Source organism: Kitasatospora sp. NPDC057936, from assembly GCF_042887525.1.
In the GTDB taxonomy this organism is placed as follows: domain Bacteria; phylum Actinomycetota; class Actinomycetes; order Streptomycetales; family Streptomycetaceae; genus Kitasatospora.
Window position 1 is genome coordinate 15,030 of sequence record NZ_JBHVPD010000109.1, and the last position, 18,026, is coordinate 33,055.

Below are 18,026 nucleotides of genomic sequence, written 5' to 3' on the forward strand. Positions count from 1 at the left end.
CTTGCCCAACGGAATGGTCTAGTCCACACTGGCCGTCGGCCCGGGAGGGCCCCGGGGCGGACGGACGAGGGGGAGGCCATGGGGGGACGGGACGCGGCGCCGGGGCTCCCTTGGGACGGTCCGGAGACGGGGGGCGAGACGCTCGGCGCGCAGGTGCAGGGGCACCGGCGGCGGGCGGGGCTCAGCCAGGAGGACGCGGCCGCCCGTGCCTCGATCAGTGCCCGGGCGCTGCGCGACATCGAGCGCGACCGGGTCAACCGGCCGCAGGCCGGAACGCTCCAGCGGCTGGCCACGGCCCTCGGGTTGAGCGGCGCCGACGTCGACCGGCTGCTGACCGCCGCCCGCGCGCGGCCGGCCAGGAACACCGGCCGGCTGCGGTTCCTGATCCTCGGCCCGCTCGTCGTGCAGCGCGACCGGACCCCGCTCGCGGTCACCAGCCCGATGCAGCGCCGCCTGCTCGGACTGCTCGCGCTCAAGCACCCCGAGCCGGCCACCCAGCAGGAGATCGCCGAGACGCTCTGGCCCGCCGGCCCGCCCGGCTCGCGGCAGAGCCTCGTCCACACGTACGTCAGCCAGGTCCGCCAACTGCTCGAACCCGCCGCGCCCAGGGCCGGCGCGAAGCCCGCCGTCGCCCGCACCCCCACCGGCTACCTGCTGGAGGCCGCCTGGAGCCAGCGCGACCTCGGGCACTTCGACGAACTCCTCGCCCGCGCCAAACGCGCGCTCGCCGCGGCGGACCCCGTCCTCGCGTACGAGTCGCTCACCTGCGCCCTGGAGTGGTGGCGCGGGCCCGTGCTCGCCGACGCCGACCCGGCCTTGCGCAACCACCCCGCCGCCGTCGCCGCCAACGAGCAGCGGACCGAGGCCGTCCTGCTGCACGCCGACGCCGCGCTCCGGCTCGGCCGCCCCGAGGACGCCGTGCGTCGGCTGTGGGAGATGGTGCGGGAGGAGCCGCTGCACGAGGGCCTGCACGCCCGGCTCGTCCTCACCCTCGCCAGCTGCGGCGAACAGGCCGCCGCGCTCAAGGTGTTCACCCGCTTCCGCGACCGGCTGGACGAGGAACTGGGCATCGCCCCCAGCGAGGAACTGCGCGAGGCGCACCTGCGGGTGCTGCGCCAGCAACTGCCCCGCGCACGGCGCACCGGCACGGACGAACCGTGGACCCCTGCGGCACCGGGCCCGGCCCCCGCCGTCCGGCCGGCCCAACTCCCCGCCGAGGCCGGGGCGTACGTCGGCCGCCGCCGCCAACTCCGGGAACTGGACGGCCTGGTGGCCACGAACCCGGCCGTCCGGCAGAAGGTCGTCGCCGTGGTGGGCGCGCCGGGCGTCGGCAAGACGGCGCTCGCGATGCACTGGGCGCACGCGCGGCGCGACCACTTCCCGGACGGGCAGCTGTTCGTCGACCTGCGCGGCCACTCCCCCGTGCCCGCGCTGCGCCCCGGCGACGTCCTGGCCCAGTTCCTCCGCGCCCTCGGCGTGCCGCCCGACCGGATGCCCGCCGACGAGGACGAGGCCGTCGCGACGTACCGCACGCTGCTCGCCGACAAGCGGATGCTGATCGTGCTGGACAACGCCCGCGACCCCGAGCAGGTCCGGCCGCTCATCCCCGGCGCGCAGGGCTGCGGCGTCGTCATCACCAGCCGCACCCGGATGGCCGGGCTGGTCGTCAGCGACGGCGCCCGGCAGCTGGCCCTCGACGTGCTCGGCCCGGACGACGCCCTGCGGCTGCTCGCCCACACCGCCGGCGCCGAGCGGGTCGCCGCCGAGGAGGAGGCCGCGCGGGCGCTGGTCCAGCTGTGCGGCGGGCTTCCGCTCGCGATCAGGATCGCCGCCGCCAACCTGCACGCCCGCAACACCGGCATCGCCGTGTACTGCACCGAGCTCGCGGGCGACGACCTGCTCAGCCGGCTGCGCGTCGAGGGCGACCGGCACGCGACCGTCAAGGCCGCGTTCGACCTCTCCCACCGTGCCCTGCCCGAACCGGCCCGGCGGATGTTCCGGCTGCTCAGCCTGATGCCCGGAGCGGACGTCACCGTCCACGGCGCCGCCGCCCTCGCCGACACGACCTCCGCCGAGTCCGCCCTGCTCATGCACCGGCTGACCGACGCCCACCTCGTGCAGGAGCGCTCCCCCGGCCGGTTCGGGCTGCACGACCTGCTGCGCTCCTACGCCCGCGAACTCGTCGTCGGCGACGAGGTGCACGGCGCCCGCGAACGGCTCTTCGAGTGGTACCTGCGCCACGCCGAGGCCGCGGCCCGGCTGCTCGACCCGACCAGGCCCGCGGCCGGCCCCGGACCGGCCGCCGCCACGCTCGTCCCGGACCGCGCCCAGGCGGCCGCGTGGCTGGACGCCGAACGGGACAGCCTGGTCGGCGCCGTCCTGCACGCGGCCCACTCCGGCTTCCCCACCGTCGCCTGGCGCCTCGCCGAGAGCCTGCACGGCTACCTCTCCCGGGGCATGTACACCATCCAGCGGCTGCGCGTCGCCACCGCGGGGCTCGCCGCCGCCGTCACCGACGGCCGGCTCCGCGCCCAGGCCACCGCGCAGTTGCAGCGCGCCGACTGCCACTGGACCCTCGGCAACAACGCGCTCGCCGTCACCCTCTTCGGCAAGGCCCTCGACCTCGCCGGGCGCGCCGAGTGGCCGGCCGGCCAGGCGATGGCGCTGCGCCGGATCGGCGCCGCCCACCAGGAGAACGGCAGCATGCGCCTGGCCTCCGACTACCTCTCCCGGGCCCGCGAGCTCACCGAACGCGCGGGCGGCGCGGGCACCGCCGACGACCTCACCGACCTCGGCCTGATCTGCTGGAAGCTCGGCCGCCTGCCCGAGGCCGCCGACCACTTCACCCGCGCCGCCCGGCTCTACCGCGACCTCGGCTCCGTCCGCGGGGAGGCGATCGCCCACACCAACCTCGGCATCGCCCACCGCGCCATGGGCCGCTCCCGGGAGGCGATCCGGGTGGCCGGCGCCGCACTGGCCGTCCACGAGGCCACCGGCAACCGGACCAGCGAGACCGTCGCCCTGAGCTGCCTCTCCCGCGCCCACTCCGACCTCGGCGACCACCGCACCGGCCACCGGCTCGCCGAGACCGCCCTCGCGACCGCGCGGGCGCTCGGCAACCGCCGGCTGGAGGCGAACGCCGCCTTCGTCCTCGCGATCGCGCTGGAGCGGGCCGAGCGGCTGCCCGAGGCCGCCGACAGCTACCGGCAGGCGCTGCACCTCGCCGAGGTGGTGGACGACCGCTTCCCGCAGGTGTCCGCGCTCGTCGGCCTGGCGACCGTCCAACGTCGGCTCGGTGAGCGGCAGTTCGCCCTGCTCACCGCCCAGCAGGCGCTCGGCCTGGCCCGCGAGTCGGAGTTCCGGCTGCTGGAGGCCTGCGCGCTCGACGTGCTCGCCCACGTCCGCGTCCTGCTGGGCGACCCGCGCACCGGCGCGGACCTGGCCGCGGAGGCGCTCGCGCTGCACCGGGAGACCGGCCACCGGCCCGGCGAGGCGCGCAGCCACCACGTGCTCGGGCACGCGCACGCGGCGCTCGGCGCGCCGGAGGAGGCGCTCGCGCACCGGCGCGCGGCGGAGCGGATCTGCGAGGAGACGGGGACCGGAGCCGTCCTCTGAGTCACGGCCGAGCCCTCACGGCCGGGGACGGCGGCGCGGACGGACCGGGCGGGCGGACCGCACGGACGGACCACGCGAACAGACCGCGCGGGCGGACCGTTGCCCCCGGAACAACTGCTCCGGAAGTTGCGGCCACTTCTTCCGGTCGCCCGGCCGCCACCCGCCCGCCCGCCGGATCGCCGAGCTCAGCCCCCGTACGCGGCCCCCGCCGACCGGAAGTTCCGGCCGCACCCCCTCTGGTGCGACTACAGCCGGTCCAACAGCCGCCCTCCGTACCGTGATCCAGAACCCCCCACACGACCGCCGCGATCCATGAGGTGACACGTTGCCACAGCTCACGGTCGACTTCGCCGGTGCCCGCCCCGCACGGTCGGGCCCCCTCTCGTTCGGTCACGCCAACATCGTCCGTGCGATCAGCATCGACGACGACCCCACGCGCCTGAACCTGGCCATGGTCTTCGGCGTCCCCGCCGACGGCGGCCCGGACCGGATCGCCGCCCAGCTGCGCACCCTGCTGGAGCGCCACGAGTCGCTGCGCACCACGTACGTCCTCACCACCCCGCCCACCCAGCGGGTCGCCGCCTGCGGCACGCTGGTGGTCGAGCTGGTCGAGTCGGACGGCGACCCCCTGGGGACGGCCGAGCGCACCGCCCGCCGGCTGCGCGCCCGCCCCTTCGACCTGGAGTCCGAACTCCCCTTCCGCGTCGCCGTGGTGACGGTGGAGGGCGTCCCGAGACAGCTCGTCTGGGTGGTCACCCACGCCGCCATGGACGTCGCCGCGTGCGAGGTGCTGCACGCCGAGTGGGCCGCGCTGTGCGCCGGCCGCGAGCTGCCGGAGCCGCCCGCGCTGGAGCCCGTCGACGTCGTCGGGCTGGAGCGCTCGGCGTCCGTCCAGCGGATCGGCGCGGGCGCCGTGCAGTACTGGGGCGCCCAGATCGGCCGGGTGCCGCAGGCCGTGTTCCCGCCGCCCACCGGCACCCCGGCCAAGACCGACTGGCTGCACCCCGGCCTCGCCGTCCGCTCCACGGCCGCCCCCGCCCAGCTGGCGGCCGTCGCCGAACGGACCGGCGCCAGCGCGTCCACGGTGGTGCTCGCGGCCCTCGCGGTGCTCGTCGGCCACCGCGCCGGGCACGGGACCGTCGCGGTGACCTCGCTCTCCGGCAACCGCGTCGTCCCCAAGCTGCGCGGCTTCTTCGGATCGCTCGCGCAGGACGCGCTGCTGCCGCTCGACCTCGACGGGCCGACCGGCTTCGACGACGTCGTCCGACAGGTGCGGGCGGCCGGGCTGCCCGCGTACCGGCACAGCTGGTTCGACCCGACGGCGGTCTGGCGGGCCATCGAGGCGGCGAGCACCGAACGCGGCATCTCCTTCGCCCGCGACCTCGTCTTCAACGACATGAGCGCGCTGGCCGCCGCCGCCGGCTCCCCCGACGAGTCCGCGCGCGGCCGGCTGCCCGGCGTGTGGATCCCCGGCCACCAGGAGCCCGCCGTCCCGGAACCGGGGCTCGGCGGCAGCGTCGGGTGGGTGCCCCCCGAGGACGTGCCCTGCCGCTTCTTCGCCTGCCTGTACCGGCTCACCGGGGAGTTCGAGCTGACCCTGTGGCTCGACCCGCAGACCCTGGCCGACGCCGAGGCCGAGGAGTTCGGGCGCGCCCTGCTGCGCCTGTTCGCGGCCGCCGCCGAGGAGGACGTGGCGCTCAAGGAACTGCCCTCGCTCACCACGCTCGCGCCGGTCGAGCGCGGCCCCGGCTGGTACCTCAGCGACCGCTCCTGGGTGGAGCTCGCCGCCGTCCGGACGCTGCTCGCCGAGGTGCTGGCCGGCACGCCGCACCTCGTCACCGCCGAACCGGACGACGACCTCGGCCACCGGCTGGTGTGCCACCTCCCCGGGCCGGCCGACCCGCGCGACGTCCAGCGGCGCGCGCTGGCCGCGCTCCCCGGGCGGGTCGGCGCCATCACCCCGCACCGCTACGTGGTGCACGACGGCGCCCCCGAGCCGGCCCGCGCCGACGACCCGCGGGCCTGGGCCGGGCTCCCGGTGCTGTCCGACTCCTCCGGCCGCCCCGCGGAAGGCGACCTGACGTGAGCGCCACCGACACCAGCGCCGACGAGGCGAGTCCCACCGCCACGGGTGCCGAGGACGCCGGTGCTCCCGGCGCCGCCCTGTGGTCCGCCAACTTCCGCCGCTACTTCGGCGCCCGCACCGGCTCGCTGCTCGGCGACGCGATGCTGCCCGTGGCGCTGTCCGTCGGCGTCCTGGACAGCGGCTACGGCACCGCCGGGGTCGGCTACGCGCTGGGCGCCTGGATGGCGGCGCTCGCCATGGGCGTGCTGTTCGGCGGTGTGCTCGCCGACCGGTTCACCCCCCGCCGGATGATGGTCCTCGCCGACCTCGTGCGCCTGGGCATCCAGGGCGCGCTCGCCGTCGCGTTCGCCCTCGGCACGCCGTCGCTGGCCGCCATCGTCGCGCTGCAGTTCGCGAGCGGCCTGGCCACCGCGCTGTTCCAGCCCGGGGTGGCCGGACTCGTCCCGCAGGTCGCGCAGGACGTCCAGCGGGCCAACGGCGCGCTGCGGATCGCCGAGTCGCTGGCCGGGGTGGCCGGGCCCGCCCTGGCCGGGGTGCTCGTCAGCTTCTCCGGGCCGGCCGTGGTGTTCGCCATCTACGCCACCACGTACGGGATCAGCGCCGCCTGCCTGTTCGCGCTGCGGCTGCCGCCGCGCGCGGGCGAGCCGGCCGGGGAGTCGTTCCTGCGCCAACTGGTCGAGGGCTGGCAGGAGTTCCGGGCCCGCTCGTGGCTGTGGGGCGTCATCTCGGTCTTCCTGCTGTACGGGTGCTTCGTGGCCGGCCTCTCGCTGCCGGTCGGCACCGACCTCGTCGTCGCCGCCCACGGCTCCACGGTGCTCGGCACCGGCCTGGCCGCCATGGGCGTCGGCGGGCTGGTCGGCGGCGCCGTGGCGATGCGGCTGCGCCCGGCGCGGCCGCTCGCCTTCGGCACGATCGGGTGGGTGCTGTTCGCGCTGTACCCGCTGACGGCGGCGGTCCGGCCCGACGTGGTCGTGCTGTGCGTCGGCTGGGGCCTCGCCGGGGCCGGTCTGGCGCTGTGGTCGGTCCTGTGGGCGACCACCGTCCAGACGCAGATCCCGGGCGACCTGCTCAACCGGGTCTACGCGTACGACGTGGCCGGCTCGCTGCTGTCGATGGCCCTCGGCCGCGCGCTGGCCGGGCCGATCGCCCGCCTGACCGGGGAGCGGACGCTGATGTTCGCGTCCTTCGGCGTCGGGCTGGCCTGCAGTGCCGTCCTGCTCGCGGCACCGGCCGTCCGCAGGCTGCGCGCCGCCGAACCGGGCGGCGGACGACCGGACGAGGACTGAGTGGAGGCGATCATGGCACACGCGGCACCGACCGTACGGCAGGACTCCGCGAGACACCCCGGCGAGCCGGACCAGTTCGTGGTCTGGCTCTACGAACGGGCCCTCGGCCGACCGCACTTCACCCCCGCCGGGATCGCCGCCGAACTCGGCCTCCCGTTCCCCAGGGTCCTGCGGGCGCTCGACGAACTGCGCGAACTGCGCCTGGTGCGGCCGGCCGAGGACGGCGGGAGCCTGCTGGTCGCGGTCAGCCCGGACACCGCCCAGGTCGAGCTCCTGGTGCCGCTGGAGCGGGCGATCCACGACCAGCGGCGCCGGCTCGCCGGCTTCAAGGGCCAACTGCGCTCGTTCGCGGCCGCGTTCGACAAGCAGGCCAAGACCCGCACGGAGAGCGTGGTGATCACCGACGACCCGCAGGAGCTCCGGCTTCGGCTCCTCGACGCGGCCCAGCGCTGCACCGAGGAGTTGCTGGTCATGCAGCCCTGCGTGGCGCAGGAGACGGCCGAGCTGCGACTGGCCCGGCCGCTCGTGCTGGAGGCGCTGCAACGCGGCGTCCGGGCCCGGGTGCTCTACCCGCACACCGCCCGCGGCGACGCCGGGACGCGGGCCCACATCGGCGCGCTGATGGCGGTCGGCGGGCAGGCCCGCACCACCAAGGAGGTGCACGACCGCTTCCTGGTGTTCGACCGGCAGGTCGCGTTCATCCCGGCCGGCGAGGGCGACGCGATCGCCGTCGTGTACGACGGGGCGGTGGCGGCCTTCCTCGGCGGGCTGCACGAACGCTACTGGGCCTCGGCCTTCGAGTTCGACTCCGCGGCCGGCGGCTACGCCGGGACGATCGAGGAGGTGAAGGCGACCATCCTCGAACTGCTGGCCTCCGGTGCCAAGGACGACGTGATCGCCCGGCGGGTGGCGATGTCGGACCGCACCTTCCGCCGCCACCTGGCCGCGATCATGCAGGACCTCTCCGCCACCAGCCGGTTCCAGGCCGGCGTGCTGGCGGCCCGGACCGGGCTGGTCGGCCCGACGCCGAGGAACGCCGCCTGAGCCGACGGGCCGCGCCGGTGCCCCGGCCGGGTGGGTCCACCGTGCTGCGCCCCCCGGCACCGGCACCCGGCGGGCGGGCAGCGGGACCCACCACCGACCCTCTCCGCACCACACCCGGCCCCGCTCCTCCGAGCGGGAACCGTCCGCTGCCCGGCCCGAGCCGCGGGCGCGGTGACCGGCCCGAGCGGGACGCCCTCCCGCTCGGGCCGGTCCCGGCCCCGCGACAACCGGACGACCCTCCGATGAAAGGAAACCGATGTCCACCGCCCTTCAGCACCACCTGTTCGCGAGCGACGACGGCGGCAACGACCTGCCGTACGTCCTGTCGCTGCCGGACGGCTACGCCGACGCGGCCGAGCCCTGGCCGCTGCTGCTGTTCCTGCACGGCGCCTCGGAGCGCGGCGAGGACCTGGCCGGCATCGCCGCGCACGGCCCGCTCAAGCGGATCGAGGCCGGCGCGGACCTGCCGTTCGTCGTGGTCGCGCCGCAGTGTCCCTCGTACAGCACCTGGGCGGCCGAACTGAGCGCGCTGGCCGCCCTGGTCCGGGAGGTGGCCGACGCCCACCGCGTGGATCCGGACCGGCTGTACGTCACCGGGCTCAGCATGGGCGGCACCGGGACGTGGGCGCTCACCGCCCGCTACCCGGGCCGGTTCGCGGCCGCGGTGCCGATCTGCGGCTCCTGGCTGCCGGAGGCCGCGCCGCGGATCGCCCACCTGCCGGTGTGGACCTTCCACGGCGCCGAGGACCGCAACATCCCGGTCTCGCACACCGAGAAGATCGTGGCCGCGCTGCGGGAGGCGGGCAACCCCGTCCGCTTCACCCGGTACCCGGACACCGGGCACGACTCGTGGACCAGGACGTACGACGACCCCGAGGTCTACGCCTGGCTGCTCGCGCAGTCCCGGTCGGCCTCCGGGGCCCTGACCGGGCGCGCGGACCCGCTCGGCTCGAACCCGCTCGGCGTGGACCCGGCGGCGCCGCTGGACGTGCTGGTCTTCGACGGCGGCTTCGGCGACGGCTACGTCCGGGACGCCGAGGAGCGCTACCGCACGGCGTTCCCGCACGCGGAGGTCGCGCACACCGCCGCCGCCGAGATCCGGCCGCTGCTGGAGCCGCGCCTCGCCGACGGGAGCCCGCCGGACCTCGTGGACAACACCGGCCCGGCCTCGGTGGCCACCGCCGAACTGGCCGCCGCGGGCCGGCTGACCGACCTGCGGCCGCTGCTGGCCGCACCGGCCTACGACGATCCCGGCCGGACCGTCGCCGACACGCTGATCCCGGCGGCGATCGCCAAGGGCCGGTTCGGCGGGGAGGAGGTCTGGGCGCTCAACCACGCGTACACGGTGTTCGGCCTCTGGTACTCCGAGTCGACGCTGGCGAAGCACGGTTGGGAGTACCCGCGGACCTGGGACGAGATGCTCGCGCTGTGCGAGGAGGCCAAGCGCGAGGGCATCGCGGGCTGGACGTTCCCCGGCAAGTACCCGTTCTACCTGCAGTGGACCCTGTACCCGTTCATCGCCAAGATCGGCGGCCCCGAGGTGCTGCGGGCCATCGACAACCTGGAGCCGAACGCCTGGCACCACGACGCCGTCCGGCAGGCCTTCGAGGCGTACCACGAACTCGCCGTCCGCGGACACCTGCTGGCGGGCACCGCGGACCTCGACCACCTCCAGGCGCAGACCGCGTGGACGGCCGGGAAGGCGCTGTTCATCCCGAACGGCTCCTGGGTGGAGAACGAGGCCAAGGACACCACGCCGCCCGGCTTCGACATGGCCGTGGCCCCGCCCCCCGGGCTCGGCGACACCGACCGGATGCCGTTCGGGACCATCTGGGCGGCGGCCGGCAGCGCGTTCGTCGTCCCGCGGGCCGCCCGCAACCCGCAGGGCGGCCAGGAGCTGCTGCGCGTCCTGCTCGGCCGCACGTCGGCACGGGAGTTCACCCGCCGGGTGTCCTCGCTGACGGTGGTCGGCGAGGCCGCGGACGACCTCGAACTGCCGCCCGGCCTCGCCTCAGCCCGCGACCTGCTCAAGGCCGCGGGCGAGCACATCGTCGCGCCCCGCACGGACTGGTACCAGGACCTCAACCGCGAGGTGATCGCCGGCTACATCGGCGAACTGACGACCGGCCGGCTGAAGCCCGCCGAGGCCGTCCGGCTGATCCAGCAGGCGGCGGACCGGACCGCCCAGGACGGTTCCGTCACGAAGTACCGGCACCCCTGAGCCGTCCGCTCCCCCTCTCGGGGATCCGGTCGCTGACCTAATTCGGCAGCCGGTTCCGGGCGTTGAGGAAGGTCTGCACCAATCCATAGCCTGGAGGCACACCACAAAGCCCCCGAGGCGAACGGAGACATCGCCCATGGTCAGCGATGTGATCGAGCGGAACGGCCGGTTCCAGGAAATCATGGACCGCCTCACCGTCAAGTCGATCGACGACTACTACAACCCCTACCGGCTCTTCGAATGGCCGGACCGGCTCCCCGAGAACACCTGGTGGATGAGCCCCGAACTCACCACCACCCACGGCACCGAGCTCGCCGAACGGCTCACCCCCGAACAGCTCCACACCCTCTCCAAGCACGAGAGCATCAACTTCTACAGCCTCAACGTCCACGGCATCCGCGAACTCCTCACCGAGGTCGTCAACCGCATCCACACCGCCGGATTCGAGACGCCCTCCGAGTTCTTCCACCACTTCATCGGCGAAGAGAACGAACACATGTGGTTCTTCGCCGAGTTCTGCCTGCGCTACGGCAAGAAGATCTACCGCCAGCCCGCCGCCGGCACCGAAACCCCCACCCACGGCACGAAGACCGAAAGCCTCCTCGTCTTCACCCGCATCCTCATCTTCGAAGAACTCGTCGACCACTACAACGCCACCATGGCCACCGACGAGCGCCTCCACGACACCATCCGCGCCATCAACCGCATCCACCACCAGGACGAATCCCGCCACATCGCCTTCGGCCGCGAACTCGTCGACCTCCTCTACCAGGACCTCAAGCAGGACGCCACCGAACAGCAGCTCGACGACATTTCCACCTACCTGCGCCGCTACCTCACCCACAGCTTCGAATCCCTCTACCACCCCCAGGTCTACCGCGACGCCGGCCTCGACAAGCCCCACGAGGTCCGCCGACAGCTCCTGGAATCCCCCGCCCGCGCCGAAGCCGAACGACGCACCTTCCGCAAGACCGCCAAGTACCTGGAAAAGACGGGACTCATCCGATGAACCGCCTCACCGGCCACGACGGGCAACCCGCCCTCGCCATCCTCGGACCGCCCGCCACCCGCCTGCTCCAGGAACTCGACCAGACCTTCACCACCTGGGCCCGGGCCGCCGGCGCCCAACCCATCACCCCGCCCCCGCTCTACCCGGTCACCGACCTCGAGAAGTTCGACGTCTACACCAACTTCCCCCACCTCGCCTGGACCGCCGCCCCCCTCGACCTCACCGGCGAACCCCGCAAGCCCGCCGGCGGACGCTTCACCCCCGACGCCCTCGCCGACGCCCGCTACGGCCTGCCCCACGCCACCTGCTACGGCGCCTACCTCTACTACGAGGGCACCACCGTCCCCGACGACACCCTCGTCACCCTCGTCAACCGCTGCTTCCGCAGCGAGGACCACTACGACGGCCTGCGCCGCCTCGCCTCCTTCCAGATGCGCGAGATCGTCGCCATCGGCACCCACGAGCACACCCAGCAGGTCCTGCACCACTTCACCGACCGCATCCTCGCCTTCGCCGCCGCCCTCGGCCTCGACCTCGGCAAGGCCCCCGCGAGCGACCCCTTCTTCCAGAACGACGGCGCCCGCGCCCTCCTCCAGAAGCTCAACCCCGTCAAACACGAATTCCAGTACGGCGACCTCGCCATCGCCTCCGTCAACACCCACCGCAACTTCTTCGGCGAACGCTGCGACATCACCCTCACCACCGGCGAACACGCCTACACCTCCTGCACCGCCTTCGGCCTCGAACGCTGGATCGCGGTCCTCACCGACCACTTCCACGGCGACCTCGACCAGGCCGCCGAAACCGTCCGCACCGCTCGAAAGGAACCGGCATGAGCGCCACCGGCATCGACAAGGTCCGCGACTGGATCCTCGGCCGCCACCCCGGCCGCACCGAACTCGCCCCCGACGTCAACATCATCGAGAGCCGCCTGGTCGACTCGCTCGCCTTCGTCGAGCTCGTCTACACCATCGAGGACGCGGCCGGCATCGAGATCGACTTCGACACCATCGACATCGAGGACTTCCAGTCCCTCGCCACCATCCAGAAGGCGTTCTTCGCCTGAGCCCGAGGAGGGACCACCCATGCACGCCGTTTCCTACACCGCCCAGTGGATGGCCGCCGCCCGCGCCCAGGAGTCCGAACGCGAGGACGCCCTCTTCACCGACCCCCTCGCCCGCGACCTCGCCGCCCCCAAGGGCTTCGAACTGATCGAGCGCTACGCCGGAGGCGGTGTCCTGCCGTTCATCTCGATCAGGACCCGCTACCTGGACGACGCCATCCGCGACATCCTCGCCGAGGGCGGAATCCGGCAGGTCGTCCTCATCGCCGCCGGCATGGACACCCGCGCCTACCGCCTCGACTGGCCCGACGGCACCGAGCTCTACGAGGTCGACCACGGCCCCCTCATCACCGAGAAGCGCCGCCGCCTCGACGCCCTCGGCGCCGAACCCCGCACCGACCGCCGCGAGGTCTCCGCCGACCTCACCCAGGACTGGCTGCCCACCCTCGAAGCCGCCGGCTTCGACCGCACCCGCCCCACCCTGTGGATCGCCGAGGCCCTCACCTTCTTCCTCACCGACGAGCAGGCCGCGGGCTTCCTGCGGCTCCTCGCCTCGGCCTCCGCCCCCGGCAGCCGCCTCGCGTTCGACATCCTCGGCCGGGCCCTGCTGCGCAGTCCCTTCTCCAAGCCCTTCCTGGACACGCTCGCCGCCGACGGCACCCCGTGGATCTTCGGCAGCGACGAGCCCGAGGAGTTCCTGACCGCCAACGGCTGGAAGGCCGTCGACGTCAGCGAGCCCGGCCAGCCCGGCGCCGGCCAGGGCCGCTGGCCCTACGACGTCCAGCCGCGCAACCGCCGCGGCGCCAACCGGCTCTGGCTCATCCGCGCCGAGATCGCCGCCTCGTGACGGGCCGCCGGGCCACCACCGGCGCGGACCCGGAGTAGCCGGCCGTGTGGATCGGGGTCGATCTGCTGCACATCGGCGAACTGGACCGGCTGCTCCGCCGGCCCTGGTTCCGGGCCTTCGTCTACGACGCGGCCGAGCTGGCCACCGCCGAGGCGTTCGGCCCCGAGCGGGCGCGGGAGTTCCTGGCCGGGCGGTTCGCCGCCAAGGAGGCGGTGCTGAAGGCCCTCGGCACCGGCTTCACGGGCGGCATCCGGCCGCGGGACGTCGCCGTCCTGCGCTCGGACGGCGGCGCCCCGGTGGTCCGGCTGTCCGGCGCCGCCGCCACCTGGGCGGCCGGCCTCGGCGTGGCCGGTGTCCAGGTGTCGATCACGCACAAGCGCGACCTCGTCCTCGCCGCGGCCCTCGCCCACCCGGGGGCCTGAACACCCCGGGCCCGCCGTCGAACTCCCGCCCACCGGACGGTACTTCCCCACCACCGGCGGGCACCTCCCGCACCGCCGCCCGGCCCACCCTCCGGGCGGCGACGGGAGCTCGCCGGCGGGCCCGGGCCGACTCGCGGGCGGCCGCGGTCAGCCCGCTCGGGCCGCCGCGGGCCCTGCCGGTGCAGGGGTGCCGGCGGCGAGGCCGCGGAGCAGTTCGCCGGCGATGAAGGCCGTCACCCCGGCGACGATCAGCAGCGGCATCAGGTTCGCCGCCTCCCCGCCCAGCAGCATCGCCGCCAGCACAGTGCTGGTGACGGGCAGCCGGGTGACGGAGGCGCCGGCGGCGACCAGGCCGACGGCGAGGCCGGGCGCGGTGCCGAAGCCGGGCAGCGGCGCACAGGCCACCCCGAGCGCCGCGCCGAGCAGGATCGCCGGGAAGATCGGGCCGCCCCGCAGACTGCCCAGCGCGACGCCCCAGGCGACGGCCTTGCACGCGACCAGCGCGAGCAGCACCCCGATCGGCCAGGACGCCGGGTCGGCGGCGAGCGCGCCCAGCGTGGCCTGCCCGGAGAGCGCGGCCTCCTCCGGCGTACGGCCGGTGATCAGCGCGTACACGGCCAGGCAGCCGCCGACGGCGAGCGCGCACAGGACGGTGCGCACGGCGGTCCGGTGCGGGGTGCCGGTGGTGTAGGCCTTGACCCGTCGGCCGAGCGCCTGCCCGGCGACGCAGACCGCGGCGATCACGACGGCCAGCGGAACGCCCCACAGGAAGTCCCCCGGGTCGGGGACGCCGCTCTTCGGGACGTGCGGCAGCGAGAGCGCGCCGATCGACAGGCCCGTCCAGTGCCCGAAGCCGGTGAAGACCAGCGCGCCGACACCGCTCGCGAGCAGGCAGGGAAGAACCAGCACGACGAGTTGCGGGCCGCCCAGTCCGGCCGCCTCGATCAGCATCACGCCCGCCACCAGCGGACTGCCGAAGATGGTGGCGATCGCCGCCGCCGAGCCGGCCGCGCCCAGCACCGGCACGAGCCGCGGCTGCCGTTCCCGCCGGGCGGACCGGACCGCGAGCAGCGCGAGGCCGCCGCCCATCGCCATCAGCGGCGCCTCCGGGCCGAGCACGGCGCCGAGCGGCAGGCAGGCGAGTGCGGCGAGCAGCACGCCGGGGACTTCCCGCGGCAGGCCGGGCGGGCCGCCGAGCCCGTCCACCGGAACGTGCCCGCCGCGCCCCGGAAGGCGGGTGACGACCGGGACGAGCAAGAGGCCGGCCAGCAGCAGCGCGGGCAGCGGCCACCACCAGGGGGCGCGGTCGTACCCGGCCGCGTCCGGCAGGCTCTCCCAGACCCAGTGCTGGAGTTCGTGTTCCAGGCCGACGAAGCCGAAGGCGGCCAGCGAGATCGGCACGCCGACCAGCGCCGAGACCACCAGCAGGCCGAGGTAGCCCCGGTGCAGCAGCACCTCGCGCAGGCCGGGACCGGCGCTGCCCCGCTCCGGCGTCCCGGGCATGGCCGCTCCTTCGCGCTCCCGGGGCCCGCCCGGCCCCGTCCTGGGACCGAGTCTCGCCCGGAGCCCGGCGGCTCGCAGCGCCACGGTGCGCCAACCGGGCGGTGCCGGCGGCGGGTTGCGCCGAACGGGGGGCGCGGGCGGAGGCCGGTCAGACCTGCCGGGACTCCCCCAGCGCGCTCTCGATGCCCTGGACCATCCGCCACAACGGCGCCTTGCGGCTGGCCACCAGGACGACGACGTCGTCCTGGTCGGCGTCGCCGGCGCCGTCGGCGGGGCGGTCGCTCCAGGTGTCGACGACGAAGGCCATCGCGCTGTCCACCTCGGCCACCCAGTCGCTCTCCCCGCCCGAGCGCAGCCAGGTCCGCAGGGCGTGGTTGTGCGCGGCGACGACGGCGGCGGCGATCACGTCGGCGCGCAGCGGCCCGTCCGGGCGGTCGGCGAACCGGCCGCGCAGGTAGGCCGCGAGGGTGTGCTCGTAGCGCCACACCACCGACAGCTCGTACGCGCGGAGGCCCGGCACCTTGCGGGTGAGCCGGTAGCGCTGGACGGAGAAGGACGGCTGTTCGGCGTACATCCGCAGGACGAGGCGGGCCGCGCCGCAGGCGTGCCGGACCGGGTCCTCCTCGCCGGTGCCGGAGTCCAGGAACTCCGTCATCTCGGCCAGGCTGCGCTCGTGGTCGGGGAAGACCACGTCCTCCTTGGCCGGGAAGTAGCGGAAGAAGGAGCGCCTGCCGACCCCGGCGAGGGACACGATGTCGTCGACGGTGGTCTGTTCGAAGCCGCGGTCCAGGAAGAGCTCGAAGGCCGCGGCCACGAGCGCCTCGCGCATCGCCGGCTTCGAGGGCCCGTCGTTCATGGGCAGGTCCTGCTCTTCCTTCTCGCTCATTCCCGGGAACTTACACCGCGGCGCGGCACCGGCCCCGAAGGGCCGGTGCCCTGCGTGTTACGGCAGGTTGCGGGCCATGACGATGCGCTGGACCTGGTTGGTGCCCTCGTAGATCTGCGTGATCTTCGCGTCGCGCATCATCCGCTCCACCGGGTAGTCCCGCGTGTACCCGTACCCGCCCAGCAGCTGCACCGCGTCCGTCGTGATCTCCATCGCCGCGTCCGACGCGAAGCACTTCGCCGCCGCACCGAAGAACGTCAGGTCCCCATCCCCGCGCTGCGACTTCGCCGCCGCCGCGTACGTCAGCTGACGCGCCGCCTCCAGCTTCATCGCCATGTCCGCCAGCATGAACTGGACCCCCTGGAACTCCGCGATCGCCTTCCCGAACTGCCGGCGCTCCTGCACATAGCCCTTCGCGTAGTCCAGCGCCCCCTGCGCGATCCCGACCGCCTGCGCCGCGATCGTCACCCGCGTGTGGTCCAGCGTCCGCATCGCCGTCGCGAAACCCGTCCCCTCCGCACCGATCATCCGGTCCGCCGGAATCCGCACGTTGTCGAAGTACACCTCACGCGTCGGCGACCCCTTGATCCCCAGCTTCTTCTCCGGAGCACCGAACGACACACCCTCGTCGCCCTTCTCCACCACGAACGCCGAGATCCCCTTCGACCGCTTGTCCGGGTCCGTCACCGCCATCACCGTGTAGAACTCCGACACACCCGCGTTCGTGATCCAGCGCTTCACCCCGTTCAGCACCCAGAAGTCACCGTCGCGCACCGCACGCGTCCTCATCCCCGCCGCGTCCGAACCCGCCTCCGGCTCCGACAGGCAGTACGAGAACATCCCCTCACCACGCGCCAGCGCCCCCAGGTACTTCGCCTTCAGTTCCTCCGAGCCCGACAGCTGCACCGGCAGCGACCCCAGCTTGTTCACCGCCGGGATCAACGACGACGACGCGCACACCCGCGCGACCTCCTCGATCACGATCACCGTCGCCAGCGCGTCCGCCCCCGCACCCCCGAACCCCTCCGGCACGTGCACCGCGTGCAGGTCATTACCCTGCAACGCCTCCAGCGCCTCCTGCGGGAACCGGCCCTGCTCGTCCACCTCCGCCGCGAACGGAGCGATCTTCGCCTCGGCCAGCCCGCGCACCGCCTCACGGAGCATCCCGTGCTCCTCGGAGATACGGAAGAGATCGAAGTCCTGGCTCATGAACGGCGCTCCTGTTTCGGGACGGCACTGACGGTACTCAGTACCCTTCATTATGCACGCGCGCAGCAAAAAGGGAACTCAGTGCCTTCACATAGCGGCACTGAGTTCCCTATTCTTTTGCTGCCGAAGCCGTCCGAGCGCAGGGAGATGACACCGTGGTCCACTCAGCCATCGACGACGTCTGCGAGAGCACCACGCTGTACTTCCAGCGCTGCGCCTGGTGCAGCAACCCGACCTTCCAGCGGCTGCTCTGCCCCACCTGCGGCTCCACCGACCTGCGGCTGGAGCCCAGCGAGGGCACCGGCGTCGTGCGGCGCTGCGAGGTCGAGCAGGCCAGGACACCGCTGGCGCGGCAGAAGTCGCTGATCCGGATGGCCGAGGGGTTCGACGTCTGGTGCATCGTCGACGGGCTGCGCAGCACCGTGCCGGTGGGCACCAAGGTCCGCCTGCTGCCGGCGCCCGGCGCGGCGGAGAACCCGGAGCTGCGGCTGCTGCCGGTGGAGGAGCCGCAGCCGGTGGTGTGCACCGAGCCGCGGCCGCTGCCGCCGAGCCAGGGCGGTTTCACCCAGCACCTCGCGGCCTTCGCCGAATAGCCGGGATAGCCGGATAGCCGGATAGCCGGATAGCCGAACAGGCTCGCGCGCTCCCAAAAGGTCCCGAAAGCTCCCCAAAAGGTCCCGAAGAGGTCCCGAAGAGGTCCGACCGGGCCCCGGGAAGGGGCCAGGGAACGCCGGAGGGGGGGGCGCCCGGTGACCGGGTGGGCGCCCCCCCCGCGCGGGGGGGGGGGGGAAAGGCGTGGGGGGCATAAACACGGCGGGGTGCGGCGGCAGGTAGG

14 protein-coding genes are annotated in these 18,026 nt (G+C 74.2%); 11 read left to right on the forward strand and 3 right to left on the reverse strand.

Annotated elements, in window-relative coordinates:
- Positions 1 to 78: 78 nt before the first annotated feature.
- The 10 genes from ACFVU9_RS38535 to ACFVU9_RS38580 all read left to right on the forward strand — a co-directional run bounded on the left by ACFVU9_RS38535 (position 79) and on the right by ACFVU9_RS38580 (position 13,593).
- On the forward strand, positions 79 to 3,615 hold the full coding sequence (locus ACFVU9_RS38535; RefSeq protein WP_387601663.1) for a BTAD domain-containing putative transcriptional regulator: 3,537 nt from the start codon (positions 79 to 81) through the stop codon (positions 3,613 to 3,615).
- A 325-nt stretch (positions 3,616 to 3,940) separates the two neighbouring features.
- Positions 3,941 to 5,701, forward strand: coding sequence for a condensation domain-containing protein (locus tag ACFVU9_RS38540; RefSeq protein ID WP_387601666.1), 1,761 nt, complete (start codon positions 3,941 to 3,943; stop codon positions 5,699 to 5,701).
- On the forward strand, positions 5,698 to 6,987 hold the full coding sequence (locus ACFVU9_RS38545; protein WP_387601669.1) for an MFS transporter: 1,290 nt from the start codon (positions 5,698 to 5,700) through the stop codon (positions 6,985 to 6,987). The genes ACFVU9_RS38540 and ACFVU9_RS38545 overlap by 4 nt, the downstream gene beginning before the upstream one ends.
- Before the next feature lie 12 nt (positions 6,988 to 6,999).
- Positions 7,000 to 8,031 carry a LuxR family transcriptional regulator gene (locus ACFVU9_RS38550; protein WP_380445490.1) on the forward strand — a complete coding sequence of 344 codons (1,032 nt, stop codon included), beginning with the start codon at positions 7,000 to 7,002 and terminating at the stop codon, positions 8,029 to 8,031.
- 256 nt (positions 8,032 to 8,287) lie between these two features.
- Complete coding sequence (gene ngcE / locus ACFVU9_RS38555; protein ID WP_380445491.1) at positions 8,288 to 10,252, forward strand: N-acetylglucosamine/diacetylchitobiose ABC transporter substrate-binding protein; 1,965 nt, start codon at positions 8,288 to 8,290, stop codon at positions 10,250 to 10,252.
- Between the two features lie 136 nt (positions 10,253 to 10,388).
- Entirely contained in the window at positions 10,389 to 11,261 is an 873-nt protein-coding gene (locus tag ACFVU9_RS38560) for a diiron oxygenase (RefSeq protein WP_380445492.1), read from the forward strand.
- Complete coding sequence (locus tag ACFVU9_RS38565) at positions 11,258 to 12,097, forward strand: hypothetical protein (RefSeq protein ID WP_380445493.1); 840 nt, start codon at positions 11,258 to 11,260, stop codon at positions 12,095 to 12,097. Before ACFVU9_RS38560 ends, ACFVU9_RS38565 begins: the two co-directional genes overlap by 4 nt.
- A complete protein-coding gene (locus ACFVU9_RS38570) occupies positions 12,094 to 12,327 on the forward strand; it encodes an acyl carrier protein (protein WP_380499147.1) in 234 nt (77 codons plus the stop codon). Before ACFVU9_RS38565 ends, ACFVU9_RS38570 begins: the two co-directional genes overlap by 4 nt.
- Before the next feature lie 19 nt (positions 12,328 to 12,346).
- Positions 12,347 to 13,171 carry a class I SAM-dependent methyltransferase gene (locus tag ACFVU9_RS38575; RefSeq protein ID WP_387601673.1) on the forward strand — a complete coding sequence of 275 codons (825 nt, stop codon included), beginning with the start codon at positions 12,347 to 12,349 and terminating at the stop codon, positions 13,169 to 13,171.
- Positions 13,172 to 13,215: 44 nt separating this feature from the next.
- A complete protein-coding gene (locus ACFVU9_RS38580; RefSeq protein ID WP_380509102.1) occupies positions 13,216 to 13,593 on the forward strand; it encodes a holo-ACP synthase in 378 nt (125 codons plus the stop codon).
- A 147-nt stretch (positions 13,594 to 13,740) separates the two neighbouring features.
- On the opposite strand, the gene ACFVU9_RS38585 is transcribed toward ACFVU9_RS38580, so the two are convergent.
- From ACFVU9_RS38585 to ACFVU9_RS38595, 3 genes are all read right to left on the reverse strand, one after another.
- Positions 13,741 to 15,096, reverse strand: coding sequence for a chloride channel protein (locus ACFVU9_RS38585; RefSeq protein ID WP_387601676.1), 1,356 nt, complete (start codon positions 15,094 to 15,096; stop codon positions 13,741 to 13,743).
- Positions 15,097 to 15,244: 148 nt separating this feature from the next.
- Positions 15,245 to 15,982, reverse strand: coding sequence for a TetR family transcriptional regulator (locus tag ACFVU9_RS38590; RefSeq protein WP_380449001.1), 738 nt, complete (start codon positions 15,980 to 15,982; stop codon positions 15,245 to 15,247).
- Positions 15,983 to 16,039: 57 nt separating this feature from the next.
- Positions 16,040 to 17,191, reverse strand: coding sequence for an acyl-CoA dehydrogenase family protein (locus ACFVU9_RS38595; protein WP_387601680.1), 1,152 nt, complete (start codon positions 17,189 to 17,191; stop codon positions 16,040 to 16,042).
- A 155-nt stretch (positions 17,192 to 17,346) separates the two neighbouring features.
- Between ACFVU9_RS38595 and ACFVU9_RS38600 the strand changes: the two genes are divergently transcribed.
- Positions 17,347 to 17,784, forward strand: a complete 438-nt coding sequence (locus ACFVU9_RS38600; protein ID WP_380449005.1) for a hypothetical protein — start codon at positions 17,347 to 17,349, stop codon at positions 17,782 to 17,784.
- The last annotated feature ends 242 nt before the right edge of the window (positions 17,785 to 18,026 follow it).